Annotated in this window: 10 protein-coding genes; 5 read left to right on the forward strand and 5 right to left on the reverse strand. The window is 65.2% G+C overall.

The window, feature by feature from the left end; translation table 11 throughout:
• The first annotated feature begins 3 nt into the window (after positions 1–3).
• Together ACYVKM_RS04315 and ACYVKM_RS04320 are read left to right on the forward strand one after the other, a co-directional pair.
• Entirely contained in the window at positions 4–1,191 is a 1,188-nt protein-coding gene (locus tag ACYVKM_RS04315; protein ID WP_460876051.1) for an HlyD family secretion protein, read from the forward strand.
• 62 nt (positions 1,192–1,253) lie between these two features.
• Positions 1,254–2,780, forward strand: a complete 1,527-nt coding sequence (locus tag ACYVKM_RS04320; RefSeq protein WP_460876052.1) for a DHA2 family efflux MFS transporter permease subunit — start codon at positions 1,254–1,256, stop codon at positions 2,778–2,780.
• Between the two features lie 93 nt (positions 2,781–2,873).
• On the opposite strand, the gene ACYVKM_RS04325 is transcribed toward ACYVKM_RS04320, so the two are convergent.
• From ACYVKM_RS04325 to ACYVKM_RS04335, 3 genes are all read right to left on the reverse strand, one after another.
• Positions 2,874–3,386, reverse strand: coding sequence for an acyloxyacyl hydrolase (locus ACYVKM_RS04325; protein ID WP_460876054.1), 513 nt, complete (start codon positions 3,384–3,386; stop codon positions 2,874–2,876).
• Between the two features lie 263 nt (positions 3,387–3,649).
• Complete coding sequence (locus tag ACYVKM_RS04330; RefSeq protein WP_460876056.1) at positions 3,650–5,170, reverse strand: M16 family metallopeptidase; 1,521 nt, start codon at positions 5,168–5,170, stop codon at positions 3,650–3,652.
• On the reverse strand, positions 5,167–6,534 hold the full coding sequence (locus ACYVKM_RS04335; RefSeq protein WP_460876058.1) for a M16 family metallopeptidase: 1,368 nt from the start codon (positions 6,532–6,534) through the stop codon (positions 5,167–5,169). Before ACYVKM_RS04335 ends, ACYVKM_RS04330 begins: the two co-directional genes overlap by 4 nt.
• Before the next feature lie 371 nt (positions 6,535–6,905).
• On the opposite strand from ACYVKM_RS04335, the gene ACYVKM_RS04340 reads away from it, so the two are divergent.
• The 3 genes from ACYVKM_RS04340 to ACYVKM_RS04350 all read left to right on the forward strand — a co-directional run bounded on the left by ACYVKM_RS04340 (position 6,906) and on the right by ACYVKM_RS04350 (position 9,666).
• Positions 6,906–7,625: a hypothetical protein gene (locus tag ACYVKM_RS04340; protein WP_460876059.1), complete on the forward strand. Its 720-nt coding sequence runs from the start codon at positions 6,906–6,908 to the stop codon at positions 7,623–7,625.
• A 68-nt stretch (positions 7,626–7,693) separates the two neighbouring features.
• Complete coding sequence (locus tag ACYVKM_RS04345; RefSeq protein WP_460876061.1) at positions 7,694–8,170, forward strand: VOC family protein; 477 nt, start codon at positions 7,694–7,696, stop codon at positions 8,168–8,170.
• A 203-nt stretch (positions 8,171–8,373) separates the two neighbouring features.
• The gene (locus tag ACYVKM_RS04350; RefSeq protein WP_460876062.1) at positions 8,374–9,666 is read left to right on the forward strand and encodes an MFS transporter; all 1,293 of its coding nucleotides are present in this window, start codon (positions 8,374–8,376) and stop codon (positions 9,664–9,666) included.
• 38 nt (positions 9,667–9,704) lie between these two features.
• Here ACYVKM_RS04350 and ACYVKM_RS04355 read toward each other — a convergent pair whose 3' ends face one another.
• Together ACYVKM_RS04355 and ACYVKM_RS04360 are read right to left on the reverse strand one after the other, a co-directional pair.
• Positions 9,705–12,884: an efflux RND transporter permease subunit gene (locus ACYVKM_RS04355; RefSeq protein ID WP_460876063.1), complete on the reverse strand. Its 3,180-nt coding sequence runs from the start codon at positions 12,882–12,884 to the stop codon at positions 9,705–9,707.
• Between the two features lie 671 nt (positions 12,885–13,555).
• Complete coding sequence (locus ACYVKM_RS04360) at positions 13,556–16,711, reverse strand: efflux RND transporter permease subunit (protein WP_460876065.1); 3,156 nt, start codon at positions 16,709–16,711, stop codon at positions 13,556–13,558.
• Positions 16,712–16,937 lie beyond the last annotated feature (226 nt).

The raw sequence follows: 16,937 nt of genomic DNA on the forward strand, positions 1-16,937 counted from the left end.
CTCATGTCCAGCCAGACCCCTACCGCGACCGCCCCGGTCGCCCAGCCGCCGGAAAAGAACCGCCGCGGTTTCCTGCTGCGCCTGCTCGGCGTGGTCGTGCTGCTCGCCCTGATCGCCTGGACGCTGTGGTACTTCCTCGACGGGCGCTGGTACGAAGGCACCGACGATGCCTATGTGTCCGGCAACGTGGTGCAGGTGACCCCGCAACTGTCCGGTACCGTGGTCACGATCGGCGCCGACGACGGCGATCTCGTGCATGCCGGCGACGTGCTGGTGAAGCTCGACGACAGCAATACCGAAGTGGCGCTGGCCTCGGCCAGGGCGAACCTCGCCAACACGGTGCGCAAGGTGCGCGGCCTGTACAGCAGCGTCAACGGCGCGCAGGCCGACGTGGCCGCACGCCAGGTGGCGGTGGACAAGGCGCGCGCCGACTACAACCGCCGGCGTGATCTGGCCAAGTCCGGCGCGATCTCCGCCGAGGAACTGTCGCATGCGCAGGATGCGCTGACTGCCGCCGAGAGCGGCCTGATCACCTCGCAGCAGCAGTACCAGACCAGCAAGGTGCTGGTCGACGACACCGTGGTCGCCTCGCATCCGGACGTCCAGGCGGCCGCGGCGAACCTGCGTGCGGCGTACCTGGACAACCTGCGCACCACCATCGTGGCGCCGGTCGACGGCTACGTGGCGAAGCGTTCGGTGCAGCTGGGCCAGCGCATCGCGCCGGGCCTGGCGCTGATGGCGGTGGTGCCGCTGCACCAGGTGTGGATCGACGCGAACTTCAAGGAAACCCAGCTCACCCACATGCGCATCGGCCAGCCGGTGGACATCCGCAGCGATGTATACGGCAGCGCAGTGACCTACAAGGGCAAGGTGGAAAGCCTCGGTGTCGGCACCGGCAGCGCGTTCGCCCTGCTGCCCGCGCAGAACGCCACCGGCAACTGGATCAAGATCGTGCAGCGCATACCGGTACGCATCGTGTTCACCGATCCGAAGCAGCTCGACCAGCACCCGCTGCGCATCGGCCTGTCCACCGACGTGAACGTGAGCCTGCACGACCAGAACGGCCCGATGCTGTCCCAGCAGCCACCGACCCAGCCAGCCTTCAGCACCGACGTCTACGAGAAGCAGCTGGCCCAGGCCGACGGCCTGATCGCGCAGATCATCCACGCCAACATGGCCGGCGCCAAATAAGCAGTGCAACGCCCTCCCCTGCATGCGGGGGAGGAGCTGATTCCCCTCACTGACCAAGCCTGATGACCACCCCATTCCGTCCACCCAATCTGGCGCTGTGCACGATCGGCCTGTCACTGGCCACGTTCATGCAGGTGCTGGACACGACCATCGCCAACGTGTCGTTGCCGACCATCGCCGGCAACCTCGGTGTCAGCAACGACCAGAGCACGTGGGTGATCACCTCGTTCGCGGTGAGCATGGCGATCTCGCTGCCGCTCACCGGCTTCCTCACCCGCCGCTTCGGCGAGGTGAAGCTGTTCGTCGCCTGCACCCTGCTGTTCGCGCTGACCTCGTTCCTGTGCGGCGTCTCCCAGAGCATGGGCATGCTGTTGCTGTTCCGTGCGCTGCAGGGCGCCGTGGCCGGCCCGATGTATCCGATCACCCAGAGCCTGCTGATCGGCATCTACCCGCCGGCCAAGCGCGGCATGGCGCTGGCGCTGCTGGCGATGGTGACGGTGGTGGCGCCGATCGCCGGCCCGATCCTCGGCGGCTGGATCACCGACAACTATTCCTGGCCGTGGATCTTCTTCATCAACGTGCCGATCGGCATCTTCGCCAGCATGGTGGTGGCGAACCAGATGAAGGGCCGGGTGGACAAGACCGAGCGGCCGAAGATCGACTATGTCGGCCTGATCACCCTGATCATCGGCGTCGGCGCACTGCAGGTCGTGCTGGACAAGGGCAATGACGCGGACTGGTTCAACTCCAACTTCATCATCATCACCAGCATCGTCTCGGCGATCGCGATCGCGATCTTCCTGATCTGGGAACTGACCGACAAGGACCCGATCGTCAACCTTCGGCTGTTCCGCCACCGCAACTTCACCGCGGGCACGCTGGCGATGGTGCTCGGTTATGCGGCGTTCTTCTCGATCGCGCTGCTGGTGCCGCTGTGGCTGCAGCAGAACCTCGGTTACACCGCGACCTGGGCCGGTTTTGCGACTGCTCCGCTGGGCGTGATCCCGGTGCTGCTGACCTTCTTCGTGGGCAAGTACGCCACGCGCATGGATCTGCGCCTGCTGGCCGCGCTGTCGTTCATGGTGATGGGCGCCACTTGCTTCATGCGCGCCAGTTTCTATCTGGAGGTCGACTTCTACCATGTCGCGATCGTGCAGCTGTGGCAGGGTCTCGGTGTGGCGCTGTTCTTCATGCCCACGCTGACCATCCTGCTGTCGGATCTGCAGCAGAACGAGATCGCCGCCGGCTCGGGCCTGTCCACCTTCCTGCGCACGCTCGGCGGCAGCTTCTCCGCCTCGATCACCACCTTGCTGTGGAACCGGCGCGCCGTAGTCCACCACGAGCAGCTGACCGAACACATCAACGTCTACAACCCGACGGCGCAGGCGGCGATGAGCCAGCTCGGCCACGGCGATACGCAACTCGGCGGCAGCGTCATCAACGGCATGATCACCCAGCAGGGCTATCAGATCGCGTTCAACGAAGTGTTCCACGCGCTGGGCTGGGTCTTCGTCGTCCTGGTGTTCGTGATCTGGCTGGCCAAGCCGCCGTTCACCGCGAAAGCCGGCGCCGCGCCCGGCGGACACTGAGCAAGGCGGACACGACCGCTTCCGCATCATGAATCCGGCGGCCAATGGCCGCCGGATTCACATTCAAGCCACGTCGGCGTCCGAAAGGACTTGCTACGGATTGAAGGCCACGCCCAGTACAGCCATGGTTTCACCACGGTTGGGGCGGTGCAGGTCACCGTTGGAAATATGCCGGATGCCCAGCATGAAATGCCGGCCCTGCCAGCCCAGCGTGCTGACGAATTCGTAGGGAGAACTCAGGGCCTGCGTGCGGCCGGTGTGAAAGGCCGGCTGGAAGCTCAGGAACAGCGGCTGGTACCAGTCGCCGGCATCGCCGTAATGGAAGCGTGCACCACCGGCCAGCAGCCAGACCTGATCGCGGGTGTTGTAGTGGTAGGCGTTGAAGTGGGCGATGTCGCGACCATTGATCCAACCCAGCGAAACATCCGGCGACCAGCTGAAACGGCTGTCGCCGATGCGGTGTTCGTCGAACACGCCCTCGACGAACGCGGTATTCGCCGCGTAGCTGTCCATATAGCTGCGACCGGCCTCGATTTCCACGCGAACAGCCGCGGCGGCCGGCAATGCTGTTGAAGCAAGCGCCATCACCACGACAGAACGTGCCATGGCAGAGCGGAGTGGTCTGGCAGACAAAAACATGGGGGAACCTGTTGGGATAGGGGTGCGATGTATTTGTGTACCACGCAGTTTACTAAGAGAGCGTCACGTTTGGGTGAAGTCCGGCAGATACGTCGGTGAACGCAGTGTTTCGCCACGCGAAACCATCCGTAGCCATCGCGATACGTGCGGGAAACGACCGGGCCCGTTCATGCGCGCCATAAAAAAAGCCCCGGCAAATGCCGGGGCTCGTCATTCGGCGAAATCGGGGTTTAGCGGGTCGTGCCGGTTCCTGCCATCGGCTGCAGGCTGGGGCTGTCCAGATCGAGCGCGGTCGATTCCATCAATACCGCTTGCGGGTGCGCCTTGCGGACCGCCTCGCCGAACTGCGCGGCATCGCCGACCACCACCACCTTGCTGCCGGCGGCATCGAGGTGCTTGCGCGCATATGCCTGGACCTGCTTCGACGTGACCGCCTGCACCTGCTCGATGTACCTGCCGATCTCGTCCAGCTTCACGCCGTAGACCGCCAACTGGCCGATCTGCTCGGCCAGCCCCGCGGTGGTCTCCAGACTGCGGCCGTAGCCGCCGATCAGGGTCGCCTTGCGTGCGGCCAGTTCCTGCGCATCGACCCTCGTGCTGCCGAGGCGGTTGAACTCGCCCAGCATCAGGTCCACCACCTGCGCTGCCGACGGATTCTTGGTCTGCGCTGATGCCAGCCACATGCCGGCGTCGCCGAGCGACTGCAACCGGCTGCTGGCGCCATAGGACAGACCACGCTTGATGCGGATCTCCTCGTTGAGTCGTGCCGAGTACGAGCCGCCCAGTACCGCGTTGGCCACGGTGCCGGCGTAGTAGTCGGTACTGTTGCGCGGCGGCGCGGCGTGTGCGGCGACCACGCCGGCCTGCCCGGCGCCGTGCTGGTCGATCAGCAGGATCGTCGGCATGTGGCTGGCGGCCGTGCCGGCCGGCCGCACCGGCAGCGGCGTGGCCGGCTTCTGCCAGTCGCCGAAGCTGGTCTGCGCCAGTTGCTGCGCCTGTGTCGGGGTGATGTCGCCGGTGAGGATCAGGATCGCGTTGTCCGGTCGGTACAACCGCGCGTGCAACTGCTGTACGTCGGTGCGGCTGATCCGCGCGATCGAGGTCGGTGTGCCGCTGCGCGAATGGCCGTAGGCACCTTCACCGAACACGCTGCGGCTGGCAGCCAGCGAAGCCAGCATGGTCGGCCGGCTCAGCATCAGGTGCAGGTCGTCGACCGCCTGTGCCTGTGCGCGCTTGAGTTCGTCCTCGCTGAAATCCGGCCGACGCACCACTTCCGCAAGCAGGCCCAGCGCCTGCGGCAGCTTCGGCGTGGTCACGGTGATGCCTACCGCGCTCTCGTCCCAGCCGGCGGCAGCCGTCAGCGAACCGCCCAGCGTCTCGGCGGCGGCGGCGATCTGCGGCGCCGTCTTGCCGGCGGCGCCCTTGGTCAGCAGGTTCGCGGTGAGGTCGGCCAGGCCGGCCAGCTGCGGGGGGTCCATCTCGCCGCCGCTGCGCAGCACCAGCTGCGCGGTGACCAGCGGCATGCCGGCCCGAAGCACGCTGATCACCCGCAACCCGTTCGGCAAGGTCTGCGCGAACGGCGTCGGCACCGTGAGTCTCGGTGCCGGGCCGGGTGCCGGTGGTGCCGTCGGAAAATTCTGCCTGGCGCCCGCGACGGGCGACGTCGCCAGCACGCCACCGGCGACCACCATGGCAGCCGTAAAGACGGCCAGACGAAGGGTGTTCGTGCAGTGATGGGTCATGCGGCTCATTTCGCTGCTCCCTTGGCCGCCTGCGGCAGGTAATCGATGGTGACGCTGTGTGCGCCGGTGATGTACTTCTGCAACACGCGATGCACGTCGGCCTCGGTGACTTTCTGCAACGCAACCAGGTCGGTGTTGACGTGTTCCGCGCCGCCGTCGATCAGGCTCGCCTGACCCAGCGCGAACGCGACGCCCTGGGCGGTCTGGCGCTGCTTGAGCTCGGCGGTCAGCAACTGGGTCTTCACCTTGTCGAGTTCGTCGACGGGAATCGGCTGGGTCGCCAGCCAGACGATTTCCTCGTGCAGCAGCTTCTCCGCCTCGGCCGGCTGGTGGCCGCTGGCGAGGATCGCGTCCACCGTGAACAGGCCCGGGCCGACCCGGCCATCGGCATCGGCGCCGATCTGCTGGGCGACCTGGTGGCGATAGACCAGCGACTGGTACAGCCGCGACGAATCTCCCTGCGACAGCAGGGCGGCAGCCACCTGCAACGGGATGAGGTCGGTGCTGTCGGCCGCCGGCGGGATCAGCCAGGTGATCGCCACCGCCGGCAGCGGAGCGGTCTCGCTGGTGACGGTGTAGCGCAGGTTCTTCTTGCGCAGCGGTTCCTGCGCGGTGACCTGCGGCACCGGCGTGGCCGGTTTCGGCATCCAGCCGAAGTACTGGTCGACCCAGGCATCGAGCTGCTTCGGATCGAAGTCGCCGGCGACGATCAGGGTGGCGTTGTCGGGGCGATAGAAGGTGTTGTGGAAATCGATCACGTTCTGCAGCGAGGCCGCCTCAAGATCCTCGATGCTGCCGATGGTCGGGCGCTTGTACGGATGCACCGTGTACGAGTACGGGTCGATCGCGTTGAACAGCTTGCCGTACGGATTGGCCAGCACGCTCTGGCGATACTCCTCCTCCACCACCGCGCGCTCGGACTTGAAGTTCGGCTCGTCCACGTTGAGGTTGGACAACCGCTCCGCCTCGGCCCACAACAGGGTCTGCAGGTAGTTGCTCGGCACGATCTCGAAGTAGTTGGTGACATCATCGCCGGTGGAGGCGTTGTTGGCACCGCCGACGTCCTCGGTCAACCGGTCCATCTGCTCGGCATGCATGTGCTTCGTGCTCTTGAACATCAGATGCTCGAACAGATGCGCGAAGCCGGAGCGCCCCTCAGGGTCGTCCTTGGAGCCGACGTGGTACCACATCTGCACCGCAACGTTCGGACTGGCGTGATCCTCCACGCTGATCACCTGCAGGCCGTTCGGCAAGGTGCGCTGGTGGTACTGGATCGGTGGAATGCTCAGCTCGGCCGCGACCAGGGGCGGCGACAGCGCCGCGGCAGCGAACAAGGTGAATGAAGCCAGCAAGGCGGCGGGACGCAGACGCATGGTCATCCCCTTTTCGTTTGGGTGAAAGTCCAACCATAGCAAGCCTCTCCATCGATGCGGGCATGACTTGTGGCCCAGCTGGCGATACGGTGAACCAGTTGGGCCATGGGCCGCCTCTTCTTTTTTCTGGCGATGCGATGGCCGCTTGCACACCAACATCGCCCCGGGTGGCTCACCAGATCCACATGACCGCCGCGGGGGAGACAACTACAGTCCCTGAACCGCCCCGTTCGACATGGCAAGATTAGGCTGCAGTCCACAGGGCAAATCCTTGATCTTCACGGACACGCATCGCCAGAGCCACATCAATCGCATGGGATAGGCTGCAGGAATTAGACTGCATTTTGAAATCTACTTAGCGTTAGCCCTCTATGGCCAAAAGATCAAAAGCCATTCGTGCCCTGGAATACTTCCCGTGCCAGGCGCCGCCCGCGGCCTTGTTCAAATCGCGCATCAATGACCTAAGAGGGATTGCTCATCTAGCTGAGGCCAACCACAGCTCGGAGATTCTTGAGCTAGTGAAAATAGGACTGACCGCGTACTTTGAGGCATTCTGCAAGGATCAGTTTGGGTCAATGATCTGCCTTGCGCCTTCGCTCATCAAAAACCTAGCGGCCGCTGGGCATGACACATCCCTTGATGCTTCGTGGATGATTGACAACCCCCAAGAGTTCGAACACCAGATCGGCTTCTACATCGCGGAAAAGTATGACTTCGGCACACCCAGCAAGATCAATTCCCACTTCAAGGCCCTGATCCGGATCTCACCATTCTCCTCAAAGGCTCGTGTTGCATATGACGCGATCATTCACGACCGCAATTTGCTCGCACATCACGGCGGAACATTCACAACCTTGTATGTCAAGAACGCAAAATCACCCGACATGAGCGCAGCAAAGGCGTTCCAGGACGGCATTGTCCTCAGCGCCGCGCAAATCAACGACGACCTCGACCTTGTGGAGAGGATTGCCTACGCTCTCACCGTCAACACTCACAAAGCACTCACGGCACACATCTACGATGGTGACATGCGGGTGGGTGCCGAGAAGAAGAAAGCACTCGAATTCATATCTTGGTGGGAAGAGGGCTAACAATTCATTCAAGCCGAACCCGCTTCGCGGATCGGCTTAATTCAAGCGTTAGACGCCACGGAGACATTATGACAGTCAAGCGTATGGACAACGTCGGCATTGTGGTGGCAGACCTCAATGTCGCCGTTAAGTTCTTCACCGAACTCGGCCTTGTCCTCGAAGGCCGTATGCCAGTCGAAGGTGAATGGGCCGGCCGCATCACCGGAGTGCGCGACCAGCGCGTCGAGATCGCCATGATGCGAACCCCCGACGGCCACGGCCGCCTTGAGCTCTCGCGCTTCGACGCGCCAGCCATCGCGTCCGATCACCGCACCGCCCCCGTAAACTCATTGGGGTACCTGCGCGTCATGTTTGCCGTCGAGGACATCGACGACACTCTTACCCGGCTCAGCAAGCTCGGTGCGACAGTGGTCGATGAAGTCGTTAACTACGAAAACATCTACCGGCTCTGCTACATCCGGGGTCCCGAAGGAATTCTCATCGGGCTCGCCCAACAGTTAGGGCAACAGACCTCCCGAGAGAATCCCATGGAAGATGAGCGTTGAGAACTCAGGCGTTGGCATCTAACAATTCATTCAAGTCGAACCCGCTTCGCGGGTCGGCTTAATTCAGGAGTCGAACACAGCCGACTGATCCTACGCCCGGCTGCGATGGTCGCTGACCGCTTCGTGCAGCTACCATGCAACCCCGCTTTCAAGCACGCCGCTCCACGACAGCGCCGATCAGCAGCGACACCCAAGGACTTCCGATGCAGCCCACTCCGCGCAGTTCGCTGTTCGCCAACCACAACTTCACCCTGCTGTTCGGTGGCAGCACGATCTCGGCGATCGGCGACCAGTTCACCCTGGTGGCGTTGCCGTGGCTGGTGCTGAAACTCACCGGCGACCCGGCCGCGCTCGGCCTGGTGCTGGCCGCGATGGCACTGCCGCGCGCCGCGTTCATGCTGATCGGCGGCGCGGTGGTGGATCGCATGTCGCCGCGTCGGGTATTGCTGGGTGCGCGTGCGGTCAATGCGCTGCTGGTCAGCCTGCTGGCGGTGCTGGTGCTGGCCGGGGCGATCCAGATGTGGATGATCTACCTGATCGCGCTGGGCATCGGCCTGTCCACCGCGTTCGCCTATCCGGCGGGCTCGGCGATCCTGCCGCAACTGATGGAACCGGCGCAGCTGCAGCCGGCCAATGCGCTGTTCATGGGCATGCGCCAGCTGAGCATGATCGTCGGTCCGGCGCTGGCCGGCCTGCTGATCAGCACCGGCGCACATGGCGGCCACGACCAAGCCGTTGCCGATGCCGGCGGACTCGGACTCGCGTTCGGCATCGATGCGGTGAGCTTCGTGTTCTCGCTGGGCTCGCTGATGCTGATCCGCATCCACAGCGACCATCATCCGAAGGCAACGACCGGCAGCGTGCTGGCCACCGTTGCCAGCGGCATCCGCGCGATCTGGGCCGACCTGCCACTGCGCGCGTTCATCCTCTACGCTGCGGTGGTGTCGGTGTTCGTCGGCGGCCCGATTCAGGTCGGCCTGCCGGTACTCGCCGATACCCGGCTGGATCTGGGCGCCGCGTCGCTGGGCATCCTGATGACCGCGAACGGTGTCGGCATGCTGCTGGGCAGCTTTCTCTCCGGCATCGTGACGCGATTGGTGAAGAGCCGGCTCGGCCTGATGGTGCTGTGCATCGACAGTCTCGCCGGACTGGCTCTGGCCACGCTGGCATTGGTGCATTCGACGCTTGGGGGTGCCGTGCTGCTGGCCGGCACCGGCGCCTTGGGCGGCATCGCGCAGATCGCCATCGTCAGCTGGATCCAGCGCCGGGTGGCGCCGGAGATGATGGGCCGCACGATGAGCGTGCTGATGTTCACCTTCATGGGGCTGGGCCCGTTGTCCGCGGCGATTGCCGGCAGCCTGCTGAAGGTGCTCTCGCTGCCGACATTGTTCGTCGGCGCCGGACTGATGCTGACGGCGATTGCCTTGAGCTGCATGAGCAATCCAGCCTTGCGCAGCATCGGGGCGGCAAAGCCGGCTGCAGCCGAAGCCGGCTGAAGATCCACTGCCCGGCACCGTCGGGCAGCGGCACCCGACTACTTCGGCAGCGCCGGCATCTGCTGCCGCAACGCACGCTGGCGCTGGATCTCGGCACGCAGCCGCTGGCGCTTCGCCTTGCGTTCGCGACGGTCGTGCTGCCACAGGTAGATCGCCGGTGTGCTGAGCAGGGTCAGCAGTTGCGACACGAACAGGCCGCCGAGGATGGCGATGCCGAGCGGCTGGCGCATTTCCGAGCCGTAGCCGAAGCCGATCGCCAGCGGCAGCGCCGCGCCCATCGCGACCAGGGTGGTCATGGTGATCGGGCGGAAGCGCACCAGCGCCGCCTCGCGGATCGCCTCCGGCGGCGTGCGGCCGTGTTCGCGCTCGGCGACCAGGGCGAAGTCGACCATCAGGATCGCGTTTTTCTTGACGATGCCGATCAGCATCAGCACAGCGATCACCGACATCAGGGTGAGCTGGGTATGCGTCACCAGCATCGCGAGAAACGCGCCCATGCCCGCGGCCGGCAAGGTGGAGAGGATGGTCAGCGGATGGATCAGGCTCTCGTAGAGGATGCCCAGCACCACGTACATCACCAGGATCACCGCCAGCAGCATGATCAGCGCATTGCTCAGCGCATCCATCAGGTTCTGGTTGTCGCCGGTGTACTGCTTCTGCACGCCGGGCGGGAGATGGGCGGCGAAGATCGCCTGGTCGACCAGCTTCAGGCCGTCCGCCTGCGTGACACCCTTGTCGAGGTTGTAGTTGATCGAGGACGATTCGAGCTGGTTGTAGTGGCTGACCGTAACCGGTGCGATGCCCGGCTGGATCCGTGCCAGCGCGGACAGCGGAATCATCTGTCCCAGCGAGTTGCGCACATAGGTATTGAGCAGAGTGGCCGGACTCAGCGAGGCGACACTGTCTGCGGTGAGCACCACGCGATACTGGTTGAGGTCCGAATAGATCGTCGACACCTGGTTCTGGCCGAACGCGTCGTACAGCGCCGAGTCGACCTGGCCCATGCTGACGTTGAGGCGCGCGGCGACGTCGCGATCCACCTGCAGCATCTGCTGCTTGCCGATGCTGTCGAAACTGGTGGTGACGTCGCGGAACTGCTTCATGCCGCGCATGACCCGCGCCAGCTGCAGGGTGGGTTCCTGCAGCGAGGTACCGTCGTTGCTGCTGAGCTGGAACGAATACTGGCCCTGGCCGCCACTGCTGGGGCCGCCCCCCTGGATGAACTGCACCGCGGTCAGTGACACATCGAGGTCGGTCACGGTCTTGTAGTACTTGTCCAGCCGGTCGACCACCGCCTGCGCCGAATCGTGACGGTCGCCCGGCCCGTCGCCGTACGGCTTGAGGTCGACGAACAGGATCGAGCGGTTGGTCACCGTGCTGTTGTTGTTGCCGCCGCCGAGGATGGTGGAGACATCGAGCACCGCCGGGTCTGCCTGCAACACCGCCGCCATCGCCCGTGTGCGCGTGGCCAGCAGATCGGGTGAGATGTTGGCATCGGCGGTGATCTGCGCGCGCAGCAGGCCGGTGTCCTCCTTCGGCATCAGGCCGCCGCCGGCAACCTTCGCCACCACGATCGCCAGCAGCACGGTCAGCACCAGCAGGATCGGCGGTTGCCAGCGCATGACGCGGCGGTGGTGCATGGCCCAGTCCAGCCCGCGCTCGTAGATGCGCAGCATGCCGTTGTCGAAACGCTCTGCCATGCGCTCCAGCCGGCCCGGCGCACGACTGCCTGCCGGTGGCTCGTGCAACAGCCAGCGGCCGCACAACGCCGGCGTCAGCGTCAGCGAGACCACGGCAGAAATCACGATGGTGGCAATCAGCGTGACCGCGAACTCGCGCATCAGCATGGTGAAGATGTTGTCGCCGAACACCATCGGCGCAAACACGGCAATGAGGGAGAGCGTGATCGAGATCACCGTGAAGCCGATCTCGCGCACGCCGGTGAGCGCGGCCTGCAACGGCGCCATGCCCTGCTCCATGTGGCGCACGATGTTCTCGATCACCACGATCGCGTCATCCACCACGAAGCCCACGCACAGCACCAGCGCCACCAGCGAGAAGATGTTCAGCGTGAAGCCGAGCATCCACATCACCACGCAGGCGCCGGCCAGCGACAGCGGCACGCTGAACATCGCGATCACGGTGGGCCGCACGCGGCGCAGGAACACCAGCATCACCAGTGCCACCATCACGATGCTCATCGCCAGCGCCACCTGCACCTCGTGCAGCGCGGACTCGGTGGTCGGCGTGAGATCGAAGATCGGGGTGATCTGCACATCGGCCGGCATCAGGTTGCGGAATCCCGGCAGCGCGGCCCGGATCGCCTCCACCGTGGCCACCGCGTTCGCTTCCGGCCGCTTGCTGATCTGCATGGTCACCGCGCGCGTGCCGTTGAACCACGCTGCCGCGTACTGGTCCTGCTGCCCGCTGCTGATCGTGGCCACGTCGGACAGCCGCACCGGAATGCCGTTGTGGCTGGCGATCACCAGCGCGGCAAACTCCTGTGCGGTCTGCAGCGAATCGCTGGCGGTCACCGTCATCTGCGTGCGGCCGTTGCTCAGCGTGCCCTGCGGCGAGGTGACATTCGCCGCGCGCAGCGCGTTCGCCACGTCGTTCGCGGTGATGCCCTTGTTGGCCAGCGCGGCGCTGTTCAGCGCAATCCGCACCGCGTGCGGCGCGCCACCGGAAACCGTCACCTGCGCCACCCCGGCGATCTGCGCCACGGCCGGTTTCAGCAAGGTGTCGGTGAGGTCGTACAGCTTGTCCGGCGGCAGGCTGGTCGAGGTCAGCGAGACCAGCAACACGGGGATCTGCGAGGTATCGAACTTGATGTAGTTCGGCGGGCTGGGCAGGCCCGACGGCAGGTCGGCAGCAGCGGCGTTGATCGCCGCCTGCACGTCGCGCGCGGCGGCGTCGGTATTGCGGCTCGTGTCGAACAGGACCTGGATCTGCGCGCCGCCCTCGCTGGCGCTGGAGAACATCTGCTTGACCCCGCCAATGCGCCCGAGATGGCGTTCGAGTGGTGCCACTACGGTGGTGGCCATGGTCTGCGCGCTGGCGCCAGGCATCTGCGCAAACACCGCCACGCCGGGAAACTCGATCGACGGGAAGGCGGCCACGCCCAGCAGCAGATAGGCGCAGAACCCGGCCAGCATCAGGCCGATGGCAAGCAGCGAGGTACCGGCGGGGCGGCGGATCAGCGGTGCGAAAATATTCATGGCGCTTCCATGGCCTCCAAGCATAACGGTGAGTTGCCGCGGTCAGGCATACCCGCGACGGGCAACAGGGTAACGGCAATCACCGGTATTCGGGTCATGCCGGCTTTATGCCTGCTGCAGCGCGCCGGCGGATGCGCCTGAAAAGCCCCGCCCTCTCCACCCTCGCCATGCCGGCGCAGGCCGACATCGCATGGCCATGCCGGCCGTCAGTCCCATCGTTCGCGGCGGCAAGGCGATGACCGGCTTCGCCGTTGTGAAGCGTTTCCGGCCTTCGCCCACTGCTGTCCGGAATAAATCCGTGGCGTAGCGTCGAAAGCGTTCCGGTGCAAGGCGGGACGATCTGCAGCCCGCCGCCTCGACTCGAAATACCCGCTTGCCCTTGTCGTCATTCCGGCGAAGGCCGGAATCGCTTTTGAACAACGAAGATGCCATCACACGTTCACTGCCCGATCGGGTGTCATTGCCGACGTGATGACCGTGCCACCCGTTGAAAAGCGATTCCGGCCTTCGCCGGAATGACGGTAGGGAGGTTTTCGCAGCCTTGGAGCTGAGGATGGCGCTCACTGAAGAAAGCTCAACAGCAGGCCGTGGCGTATGGCGAATGCGCTTCCGGAAATATTCCGGACAGCAGTGGGCCTTCGTCGAGATGACGGGAGGAGATGGAGTCAGTGTCAGGTCGCCGGCAGCGCCTTCAGCCGGCGCTTCTCGGCGCGGCGCTCGCGACGCGCGGCCTTGCGGATCTTGCGGTCGTGATTCCACAGGTAGATCGCCGGGGTGCTGAGCAGGGTCAGCAACTGCGACACCAGCAGACCGCCGACGATGGCGATGCCGAGCGGCTGGCGCATTTCCGAGCCGATGCCGAAACCGATCGCCAACGGCAGCGCCGCGCCCATCGCGACCAGGGTGGTCATGGTGATCGGGCGGAAGCGCACCAGCGCCGCCTCGCGGATCGCGTCCGGCGCAGGCAGGCCACGCTCGCGCTCGGCGACCAGTGCGAAGTCGACCATCAGGATCGCGTTCTTCTTGACGATACCGATCAGCATCAGGATCGCGATGATCGCCATCAACGAAAGCTGCGTCTGTGTCACCAGCATGGCGAGGAAGGCACCCGCGCCGGCAGCCGGCAGGGTGGAAAGGATGGTCAGCGGATGACCGAGACTCTCGTAGAGGATGCCGAGCACGATGTACATCGCGATGATCGAGCCGATCAGCAGCACCATGCCGTTGGACTGGGCCTGCTGCAGGCGCTGGTTCTGGCCGGTGAAATCGACCCGGATGCCGGCCGGCAACCCGGCCGCGTAGGCCGCCTGCTCGACCAGCTTGATGCCGGTGTCCTGCGGCACGTCCTTGGCGAGGTTGTAGGTGATCGTGGCCGCTTCCATCTGGTTGTGATGGCGGATGCGCAGCGGGCTGCTGTTGGGTTCGATGTGTGCCAGCGCGGACAGCGGAATCATCAGCCCCTGGTTGTTGCGCACGCGCAGGTTCAGCAAGCCCTCCGGGCTGACGCTCTCGGCCGAGCCGGTGGTGAGCACCACGAAGTACTGGTTGATGTCCGAATAGATCGTCGAGACCTGGCGCTGGCCGAACGAGTTGTACAGCGCCGTGTCCACGGCGCCCATGCTGACCTGCAGGCGGCTGGCCGCCTCGCGGTCCACCCGCAGCAGCTGCTGCTTGCCGACCTGGTCGAAGTTGCTGCTGACGTCGCGGAATTCCTTCATGGTGCGCATCTGGCGCACCATCTGCAGCGCCGACGGCTGCAGGTCGCCGCCATTGCTGTCGACCAGCTGGAATTCGTACTGGCCGCCCTTGTCGCCGCTGCCGCCGCCGCCGAGGAACTGCGAGGCGCTGACCGAGACCTTCACGTCGGCCAGCTTGTCGTACTGCTTGGACAGCCGCTCGATGACCTTCTTGATGTTCTCCGGCCGCTCGCCAGGACCGTTGCCGCGCGGCTTCAGGTCGACGAACATCTGCGCCGTGTTGCCCACCGCGCCGCCGGCGTCGTTGCCGCCCAGCATGGTCAGCTGGTCGAGCGTCGCCGGGTCGGCCTGCATGATCTTCATCACCGCCTGGGTGCGCTCGGTCAGCTGTGCCGGCGAGATGTTGGCATCGGCGCTGATCTCCACCTGCAGCTGCCCGGTGTCCTCTTCCGGCATGAAGGTGCCCCCGGCGGTCTTCACCACCGCCATGCCGAGCAGAACGGTGACGATCAGCAGGGTCAGCGGCTGCCAGCGCATGATCCGCCGGTGCCGCATCGCCCAGTCGAGTGCGCGTTCATAGATATGCAGCATGCCGCGATCGAAGCGCTCCACCGCGTGCTCGAGCCGGCCCGGCGGCTTGCGCTCCGCCGGCTCATGCTTCAGCAGATAGGCGCACAGTGCCGGCGTGAGCGTGAGCGAGACCAGCGCCGAGATCACCACCGCCGCGGTCAGCGTCACCGAGAATTCGCGCAGCAGCATGATCAGCATGTTGTTGCCGAGCAGCAGCGGCGCGAACACCGCCACCAGCGACAGCGTGATCGAGATCACCGTGAAGCCGATCTCGCCCACGCCGGTCAGCGACGCCTGCATCGGCGACATGCCCTGCTCCATGTGGCGCACGATGTTCTCGATCACCACGATCGCATCGTCCACCACGAAGCCGATGCACAGCACCAGCGCCACCAGCGACAAGGTATTGAGCGTATAGCCGAGCGCCCACATCACCACGAACGCGCCGGCCAGCGACAGCGGCACGCTCAAGGTGGCGATCATGGTCGGGCGCAGCCGGCGCAGGAACACCAGCATCACCAGCACCACCATCGCGATCGAGATCAGCAGCGCCACCTTCACTTCATGCAGCGCCGACTTGGTGGTCTGGGTAAGGTCGAATACCGGCGTGAGGGTGATGTTGGACGGCAGTGACGCGCGCAGCTGCGGCAGCCGGGCGCGGATCGCCTCGACCGTGCCCACCGCATTGGCTTCCGGCCGCTTGGTGATCTGCAGGCCGACGGTGTGCTGGTCGTTGAACCACGCCGCCTGGTATTCGTCCTGCTCGCCGCTGTAGACCTTGGCGACATCCGACAGCCGCACCGGGATGCCGTTCTTCACCGAGATCAGCAGCCGGGCGAATTCGGCCGGTTCCTGCAGGCCATCGCTGGCGGTCACCGTCATCTGCGTGCGGCCATCGCTCAGCGCGCCCTGCGGCGAGGTGACGTTGGCCGCACGCAGCGCATTGGCGACGTCGTTCGAGGTGAGCCCCTTCGCCGCCAGCGCGTTGTTGTCCAGCTCGATGCGCACCGCGTGCGGCGTGCCGCCGAACACCTGCACCTGCGCCACGCCGTCGATCTGCGCCACCGCCGGCTTGAGCAGGGTATCGGCGAGGTCGTACAGCTTGTCCTGCGGCAATCCGCTCGAGGTGAGCGTGATGAACACGATCGGGATCTGCGAGGTGTCGAACTTGAAGTACTGCGGCGGCGACGGCATGCCCGACGGCAGGTCGACCGCGGCGGCATTGATCGCCGCCTGCACGTCGCGCGCCGCGCTGTCCGCGGTGCGCGAGAAGTTGAAGCGCACGCTCACCGAGGCGGCGCCTTCGGTGGCGTTGCCGTACATGTCGTCGATGCCGGGGATCTGCCCCAGATGACGCTCCAGCGGCGCCAGCACGGTATTGGCCATGGTCTGCGCACTGGCACCGGGTTGGTTGGCCACCACGTAGACACCGGGAAAATCCAGCGACGGCAACGCCGCCACGCCCAGCAGCAGATAGGCGCAGATGCCGGCCAGGGTGAGGCCCAGGGCCAGCAGCGAGGTACCCGCCGGGCGGCGGATCAAGGGGGCGAAGATGTTCATGGGGCTTCCGTGGCCGAGCAGCATGGCAGCATCGGCTGACGGCCGGATGACCGCAGTGGTAACACGGATACGATGGCGGGGGCGATGGTTGCGGACATGCGGGCTTTATGCCCGCTGTCATGCCTTCGCGTATGTGCCTGAAGTCCACACCCTGTCGGAAGGCATGGGTGGACTTCGCTACCGATGCACTCCATGAACCGAAGCCGCCGGCCTCCCTGCCGGCGGC

This window comes from Rhodanobacter koreensis (assembly GCF_054782855.1).

Coding starts and splice junctions, on each gene's coding strand:
- ACYVKM_RS04315 (WP_460876051.1), top strand. CDS start 4: ATGTCCAGCCAGACCCCTACCGCGACCGCCCCGGTCGCCCAGCCGCCG.
- ACYVKM_RS04320 (WP_460876052.1), top strand. CDS start 1,254: ATGACCACCCCATTCCGTCCACCCAATCTGGCGCTGTGCACGATCGGC.
- ACYVKM_RS04325 (WP_460876054.1), bottom strand. CDS start 3,386: ATGGCACGTTCTGTCGTGGTGATGGCGCTTGCTTCAACAGCATTGCCG.
- ACYVKM_RS04330 (WP_460876056.1), bottom strand. CDS start 5,170: ATGAGCCGCATGACCCATCACTGCACGAACACCCTTCGTCTGGCCGTC.
- ACYVKM_RS04335 (WP_460876058.1), bottom strand. CDS start 6,534: ATGCGTCTGCGTCCCGCCGCCTTGCTGGCTTCATTCACCTTGTTCGCT.
- ACYVKM_RS04340 (WP_460876059.1), top strand. CDS start 6,906: ATGGCCAAAAGATCAAAAGCCATTCGTGCCCTGGAATACTTCCCGTGC.
- ACYVKM_RS04345 (WP_460876061.1), top strand. CDS start 7,694: ATGACAGTCAAGCGTATGGACAACGTCGGCATTGTGGTGGCAGACCTC.
- ACYVKM_RS04350 (WP_460876062.1), top strand. CDS start 8,374: ATGCAGCCCACTCCGCGCAGTTCGCTGTTCGCCAACCACAACTTCACC.
- ACYVKM_RS04355 (WP_460876063.1), bottom strand. CDS start 12,884: ATGAATATTTTCGCACCGCTGATCCGCCGCCCCGCCGGTACCTCGCTG.
- ACYVKM_RS04360 (WP_460876065.1), bottom strand. CDS start 16,711: ATGAACATCTTCGCCCCCTTGATCCGCCGCCCGGCGGGTACCTCGCTG.